Raw genomic sequence first — 7,011 nt, 5'->3', positions numbered from 1 at the left:
CGCCACCGCAGCGGGCAGATCGTCCGCAACCTCGTCCACCAGACCTTGCGCCAAGGCCTGCTGCGCGGAAAGTTTTTCACCGGACAGCATCAGATGCCGTGCCAGCCTGTCCCCCAGACGCCTGTGCACAAACGGTGCAATCTGCGCAGGCACCACACCCAGCGTCACTTCCGGTGTGGCAAACACTGCGAAAGGCGTCGCCAACACAAAATCGCCGCAACATACCAGCCCCAGGCCCCCGCCCATGGCCGGTCCGTCCACCGCCACCAGCAACATCTGCGGCAGCGCGCCCAAGGCGTTGAGCAGATGGCCGAAGCCGGCATTCATCGCGATCAGGGGGTCGGTTTCTCCGGCCGGCAGCGCCTGGCCTATCGATTGGGCGAAGTCACCCAGGCTGCCACCCGCGCAGAAAGCGCCGGCGCTGCCTTGCAGCACAACAAAGCGCAAGGCCGTGTCCTGCGCGGCCCGTTCACAGGCCTGTCCCAGCGCTGCCACCATCTCTTCGGTCAGCGCATTGCGCGTGGCCGGGTCCTGAAGGGTCCAGTGTTCAACCTCGCCGATGCGCGTGATAAGCAGCTTGTCACTCATGGATTGGGTGGGTCTTGACAGGTGACCTCTTTGTAACCATTAGCACTCCACCGATTAAACACATCACACCAAACAGTGCAAAAAAGCCTGCGACAGCGGGTGTTCCACCAACTTCGTAAAGCCAATTGAATAGCTCACACCCCAACTTGCGTCTTCCGGTGCAGACTTTGGGATAGCTGCCCTCACCAACGAGGGTTAGGTACGCCATGAAAACGAACAGTGGTCCTAGTGCTATGCCTGCCAAACCTACCAGGAATGTTCGCTTGCGTTTGTCTAGCAGCATCACCCACGGCAAGGCGGCCATACCTCCAGCAAATACAACCGCTGCAAAAGCTAGCCAACTTGGCTCTCGGATTGCCGAAACAAGCCCAAAACCTGCCATCATCACAAATATCGCTGAGAGAAGAATCTTCAGGCCGGTCCAAAGACATCCAAACGGATTCATTTGGTTTCCCGCCTTCCTTCATCAGCTTCTCGTCGGCCACTTTTGGACAGCCCCATGTATTTGGCGATGATGCCCATCATCACCTCGTCGGCACCGCCGCCTATGGATGCGAGCCGGCCATCGCGGTACATGCGCGCCACCTTGTTCTCCCAGGTGAAGCCCATGCCGCCCCAGAACTGAAGGCAGGTGTCGGGAACCAGGCGGTTCAGGCGCCCGGCCTTGAGCTTGGCCATCGAGGCCAGCTCGGTCACGTCCTGGCCCTGCACGTAGAGCTCACAGGCGCGGTAGGTCATGGCCCGCAGACCCTCGACTTCGGTCTTCATTTCAGCGAGTTTGAACTGCACCCATTGCTGATCGGCCAGCGTCGCGCCAAAGAGCTTGCGCTCGTGCGCCCACTCCACCGTCCAGTCAATGCAATTGGCCAGCGACTGGATGCAACTGGCCGCGCACCACAGCCGCTCTTCCTGGAACTGCATCATCTGGTACATGAAGCCTGAGCCTTCAGCGCCTATCAGGTAGCGCTGCGGCACGCGCACTTCATCAAAATAAATCAGGCCGGTGTCGCTGGCGTTCATGCCAATCTTTTTGATCTTCTTGCCGACTTCGATACCCTTGCGCAGCGCGCCGCCTTCGCGCATCGGCACCATCACCAGGCTTTTGTTTTTGTGCTGTGGCCCGTCGCCGGTGTTGACCAGCATGCACATCCAGTCAGCCTGCAGGCTGTTGGTGATCCACATTTTCTGCCCGCTGATGATGTAGTCGTCGCCATCCTTGCGCGCGTGGCTCTTGATGGATGCCACGTCGCTGCCGGCGCCTGGCTCGCTCACGCCAATACAGCCCACCATATCGCCCGCAATGGCAGGCGCCAGAAACTCCCGCTTGAGCTCCTCACTGCCGAAACGCGCCAGCGCCGGCGTGCACATGTCGGTCTGCACACCAATGGCCATCGGGATGCCGCCGCAGTCAATGTGGCCCAGCGCCTCCGCCATGGCGACGCCGTAGGAATAATCCAGGCCAGCGCCACCGTATGCCTCAGGTTTCGTCAGGCCCAGCAAGCCCAGGTTGCCGAGTTTCTTGAAGACCTCATGAGCCGGGAAAACTTCGGCCGCTTCCCACTCATCCACATGCGGGTTTATTTCGGCGTCGATAAAACGCTTCAGGGTTTTCTGGATTTCAAGGTGTTCGTGGGTGTACTGCATGTTTGTTTCCTTGGGTCTGTTCCGTTCACATCCGGGCCACGCCAAACTGCATGGGCCGCAGCCGGCGCGCTGCTGCGTCGGCGCACATGGCCAGGCACTGCGCCAGCACGGCGCGTGTGTCGCGCGGGTCAATCACGCCATCGTCGAGTAACAGGCCAGAGGTGTAGAAAGCATCGGCCTGCGCCTCGAACACCGACACGATCTTGTCAAACTGCGCCTGCGACTGCGCGGCGTCCACCGCGATGCCTTTGCGCACCATGGCTGCCTCTGTGACGATCTGCATGGTGCGCGCCGCCTGCTCGCCGCCCATGACTGCGGTTTTGGCACTCGGCCAGCTGAACAGGAAACGCGGCGCATAACCGCGGCCGCACATGCCGTAGTTGCCGGCGCCAAACGAAGCGCCACACTGAATGGTGATCTGCGGCACAGTCGCATTGGTCACGGCCTGGATCATCTTGGAGCCATGTTTGATCATGCCGCCCCGCTCGGCGTCCCTGCCGACCATGTAGCCGGTAGTGTTCTGCAAGTAAACAATGGGGTGGCCCAGCTGGCACATCATCTGGATGAAATGTGTGGCCTTGTTGGCGCCCGCCACGTCGATGGGGCCGTTGTTGCTGATGATGCCGACTGCGTGGCCTTCAATGGACGCCTGCACACACACCGTGGCGGCGCCGTAGAGGGCCTTGAAAGGCAGGAAGTCCGAGCCATCGACCAGACGCGCAATTACTTCATGCATGTCCACCGGCTGGCGCAGGTCATCACTCATCAGCCCCAGCAGCTCGGCCGTCGGGTAGAGTGGCTGTCCATTTGCTACAAAATTGATAGCTGTTTGCGCTTGTCCGATGTGGGCTGGAGCCCGATTTGACCATGCAATCCGGGCCACGACCTGGCGCGCCAGCCCCAGCGCGTGGCGGTCATCCTCGGCCAGTTGTTCACCCAGGCCCGACACACTGGTGTGCATCCCGGCGCCGCCCAGCTCTTCCTCGGTCGCCACCTCGCCGGTGGCTGCCATCAGCAGCGGCGGGCCTGCCAGAAAGGCTCGCGAGCGGCCTCGCACCATGATCACCACATCGCTCAGGCCCGGCATGTAAGCCCCGCCCGCCGTGCCCGAGCCGTGTTGCACCGTGATGACCGGAATGCCCGCCGCCGACAGCCGCGCAAGGTTGCGAAACAAGGCACCACCCTGGACAAAACCCTCGACGCGGTAACGCATCAGGTTGGCACCAGCGCTTTCGACCAGGTGAATGAACGGCAGCTTGTTCTGCAGCGCGATCTCCTGCACACGCAGGATTTTCTCCAGTCCCATGGCCTGGATGGCTCCCGCCTCGATGCCGGAGTCGCTGGCCACGATCATGCAGCGGGTACCCTCGATAAACCCGATACCCGCAACGATGCCGCCGCCTGGCGTAGAAAGCTCCGCATCCTTTTGGTCCTGCAGGAACCCGGCCAGTGCACACAAAGGCAGCCAGGGCGCGCCCGGGTCCAGCAGCATCGCCACCCGATCACGTGGCAGCAACTGGCCACGTTTGTCGAACACCGGTTTTGATTTCGCCGATGCCTGGGTCGCGCGGCCCTCCAGCGCCCTTAGCGCCGCAATGCGCGCCAGCATGGCGTCGCGGCGTTGCACAGCCACGCTGCCTTGTGCATTCCAGGCCGTCTGGAAAATGGTCATTTCTGAAAAACTTTCGGCGTCGTGGCCAGATGGAAGCCCTCAAACGGCTTGACCGCCTCGCGCTGCTGCGCGTCGGCATCGGGCAGACGCATGGGCCAGCCCATGCGCGCCTGCGGCCGCGCGCCGTCCACGCGCAGCACCGTGCCGCTGATGAAGCTGGCCGCTGGGCTCAGCAAAAACACAATCGCCGCCGAGGTCTCTGCCTCGGTGCCGAAGCGGCCCAAGGGCACGGTGCTTCGCATCTGGCGCAACATGGCGCCCGCTTCGGGTGGGTAGTGGTCCATGCCGCTCGATGCGATGTAGCCCGGTGCCACCGCATTGACGCGCACCCCGCTGTACGCCCATTCGGCCGCAGCCGTCTCGGTGAAGCTGACCATGCCGGCGCGCGCCGCACCGCTGTGGCCCATGGAAGGCATGGAGCCCCAAATGTCGGCGACGATGTTGACGATGCCGCCGCCATGCGCCGCCATGGACTGCAGGTAACACTCGCGCGCCATCAAAAAGCCGCCCGTCAGGTTGGTGTTGATCACAGCGTCCCAACCCTTGGCGCTGATGCTTTCCAGCGGCGCGATGTACTGCCCACCGGCGTTGTTAACCAGGGCGTCGATGCGGCCGTGGGCCAGCACGATGGCTGCCACCGTGGCCTGAACCGCAGCCTCTTGCCGGATGTCGCAGGGGTGAAAGCTCGCGCGGCCGCCGGCGGCCACAATTTCGCCGGCCACGTCGTGCAGCTTGTCGAGCTTGCGGCCAATCAGCACCACATGCGCACCCAGCGCGGCCAGCTCATGCGCCGTACAGCGGCCTATGCCGGAGCCACCGCCGGTGACCACCACCACCTTGCCGACAAACAGGCCGGGACTGAACACCGATTGGTAACTCATGCGCGGCTTCCCCTCATAGGTTTTTGCGGGCTTTCCCCGATAAACAGCGCCATCGCCGCATCGGCCAGCTCGTCGAGCGACGCACCTTTTTTGGCATCGAACCATTGCACCGACCAGTTCAGCGCACCGAAGATCAGCAAGCGGGCCAGCTTGACCGGCGCTTTGAGTTGTCCCTGCTTGTGCAGAGACTGCAGCACAGGCTCCCAGCGCGCTTCGTAGTCGCCCTGCAAAAGCGCGAGCGCGGTCCGCTGCTTGGCGGTGATGGAGCGTGACTCATACAGCATGACGGGAATGAAGTCGCTGCCCGGACCGAGCAGAACATCAAAGTGATTGCGGATGAGCACCTGCAGCAGAGCCAACGCGTCGGGTGCCGAGGCGGCCGCAGCGTCCAGCGCCGCCGCCTGCCGCGCAATGGCGGTGCGCATACCTTCATCCATCACCGCATGCAGCAACGCGCCCTTGCTTTTGAAGTGATAAAAAGGCGAGCCGCTGTGCATGCCCACGGCTGCGGCGATGTCGCGTGTGCTGGTTGCCTCAAACCCTTTGCGCCGAAACAGCCGAGCTGCAGCATTGACCAGCTCTACCCGGCGGTTGCCATCGTCACGTTCATCAATCGTCTTGCGCGGCCGGCCGCGCGGTCGCTTTTCGGCGGCTGGCTCGGCAGATACAGCGGCTGTAGGGGTGCGGCCGGCAGAGCGGCTGCGCGCAGGGGTCTTTTCCATGAACAAGACCATACCAAACCCGGCTATTTTTAGCAAGCACCTGCTTTGTAAAAATAGAATGGGAAAATTAAGGCAAAGTGGTTCGCCGGAGCCCGGCGAGCAGGCGACGCATAGCGGACGGTGAAAACGCCTGAATGATCGCCCGCTATGCTCCTACAAGCAGCCTGTCATGAAGGCCGTCGCATTTGGGAAATGTCTAACCTGCCAGCGCCGCATTGCGGACATTCAGAGCGGATCCAATGAACTTCTGCCGTTGTTGGTCGATAGCGGCCAAGTGCGGACGACAGAAATTGACCCGCCCCGGCGGTTCGCGGCATCGACCATCAGAAGTGCAATCATCGACGCATTGAGGGGCTACCTCATCGGCAGGGCCGACAGTTAACCCGTCAACGCGACTCTCAGCGCTCCACCGTCTTGTTCCAGCGCGCATTCCAGGCTGGACGGTTTTCGTTGATGACGTCCCAGTCCACCGTGACCGCGGTCTTCATGTAGTCGTTCATCTGCTTGACCAGCGCGGCGGCGGTGCCTGACGCCTTGGTTTTTGGGTTGGACGGAATCTGGTCGCCGTGCTCGAGTGCGGCGGCTTGCGCTTCGGGTGACAGCAGGAACTGGGCTAGCTTGTGGGCCAGTGCGGGCTCGCTGTTCTTGGCGATCACGCACTCGCCCACGGTGAGCACGGCGGAGCCTTCCTTGGGCTGCACATACTCAACCGGCAGGCCCTTGTCTTTCAGCACACCGACGGCGGTGGGCGTTAGCGGAAACATGGCAGCCTCGCCGGTCTGCACCATCTCGGCGATCTTTGCCGAACTTGGGATGTACTCCACAACGTTCGGGCCTATGGTGGTGGGCCAGGCCTTGAAGCCGGGTTCCACATTCTTGTCGGTGCCGCCCTGGATGCGGTTAAACAGCAGGAAGCCGTGCAGGCCGAAGGTCGAGGATGACAGTGACTGGAACACCACCTTACCCTTGAACTTGGGGTCGGCCAGGTCCATCCAGGAGGTCGGCGGCGCCCAGCCCTTTTCGGTGAACATCCTCTTGTTGTAGGCAATGCCGGTCATGCCGATGTTGACGCCTGCGGCCATGTCGCCCCTGAAGCGCGCGGTGGGGAACAAATCGTTCAGCGCCGGACTGGCCTGCATCTTCTCGCACAGACCCATGCCGATGGCGCGGTACATGATGCCGTCGTCGAGGAACATGACATGCATCTGCGGGTTGTCCTTGTTGGCCTGCGCCTTGGCCAGGATGTCTGACGAGGTGCCGGGCACCACCACCACCTTGACGTTGTTGGCTTTCTCGAAGGCGCCGAACACATGACCGGTGTAGGTTTTCTCCATCGTGCCGCCATTCATGCCGATGTACAGCGTCTTGGTTTGGGCCAGAGCCTGCCCGGCAACCAGGCTGACGGCCATGACGGCAAGAGACACCGCGGTAGCGCGGGCGGACAGGAAGCGTGGGGACTTGTTCATGGTATCTCCTGGGGTGATGAGGCAGGGTGGGTTGAAGG

At 62.2% G+C, this 7,011-nt stretch carries 7 protein-coding genes; all 7 read right to left on the bottom strand.

Annotated elements, in window-relative coordinates; all coding sequences use genetic code 11:
* Nucleotides 1–588: enoyl-CoA hydratase/isomerase family protein (locus H0W47_RS08255; protein WP_296922964.1), on the bottom strand; the 588-nt coding region annotated here is incomplete at its 3' end.
* Nucleotides 581–1,033 (bottom strand): hypothetical protein, encoded by a 453-nt coding sequence (locus tag H0W47_RS08250; RefSeq protein WP_296922961.1) that lies wholly within the window; start codon nucleotides 1,031–1,033, stop codon nucleotides 581–583. The genes H0W47_RS08255 and H0W47_RS08250, both read right to left, overlap by 8 nt.
* A complete protein-coding gene (locus H0W47_RS08245; protein ID WP_296922958.1) occupies nucleotides 1,030–2,232 on the bottom strand; it encodes an acyl-CoA dehydrogenase family protein in 1,203 nt (400 codons plus the stop codon). Before H0W47_RS08245 ends, H0W47_RS08250 begins: the two co-directional genes overlap by 4 nt.
* A 25-nt stretch (nucleotides 2,233–2,257) precedes the next feature.
* The gene (locus H0W47_RS08240) at nucleotides 2,258–3,904 is read right to left on the bottom strand and encodes an acyl-CoA carboxylase subunit beta (RefSeq protein WP_296922954.1); all 1,647 of its coding nucleotides are present in this window, start codon (nucleotides 3,902–3,904) and stop codon (nucleotides 2,258–2,260) included.
* On the bottom strand, nucleotides 3,901–4,785 hold the full coding sequence (locus H0W47_RS08235) for an SDR family oxidoreductase (protein ID WP_296922951.1): 885 nt from the start codon (nucleotides 4,783–4,785) through the stop codon (nucleotides 3,901–3,903). The genes H0W47_RS08240 and H0W47_RS08235 overlap by 4 nt, the downstream gene beginning before the upstream one ends.
* Nucleotides 4,782–5,507 carry a TetR/AcrR family transcriptional regulator gene (locus H0W47_RS08230; RefSeq protein ID WP_296922948.1) on the bottom strand — a complete coding sequence of 242 codons (726 nt, stop codon included), beginning with the start codon at nucleotides 5,505–5,507 and terminating at the stop codon, nucleotides 4,782–4,784. Before H0W47_RS08230 ends, H0W47_RS08235 begins: the two co-directional genes overlap by 4 nt.
* A gap of 398 nt (nucleotides 5,508–5,905) precedes the next feature.
* Entirely contained in the window at nucleotides 5,906–6,916 is a 1,011-nt protein-coding gene (locus H0W47_RS08225) for an ABC transporter substrate-binding protein (RefSeq protein ID WP_296922971.1), read from the bottom strand.
* Nucleotides 6,917–7,011 lie beyond the last annotated feature (95 nt).

This window comes from Polaromonas sp. (assembly GCF_013817205.1).
Taxonomy (GTDB): domain Bacteria; phylum Pseudomonadota; class Gammaproteobacteria; order Burkholderiales; family Burkholderiaceae_C; genus Polaromonas.
Note: the sequence above shows the minus strand (reverse complement) of the source record. Positions and strands in the feature narration are given on the sequence as shown.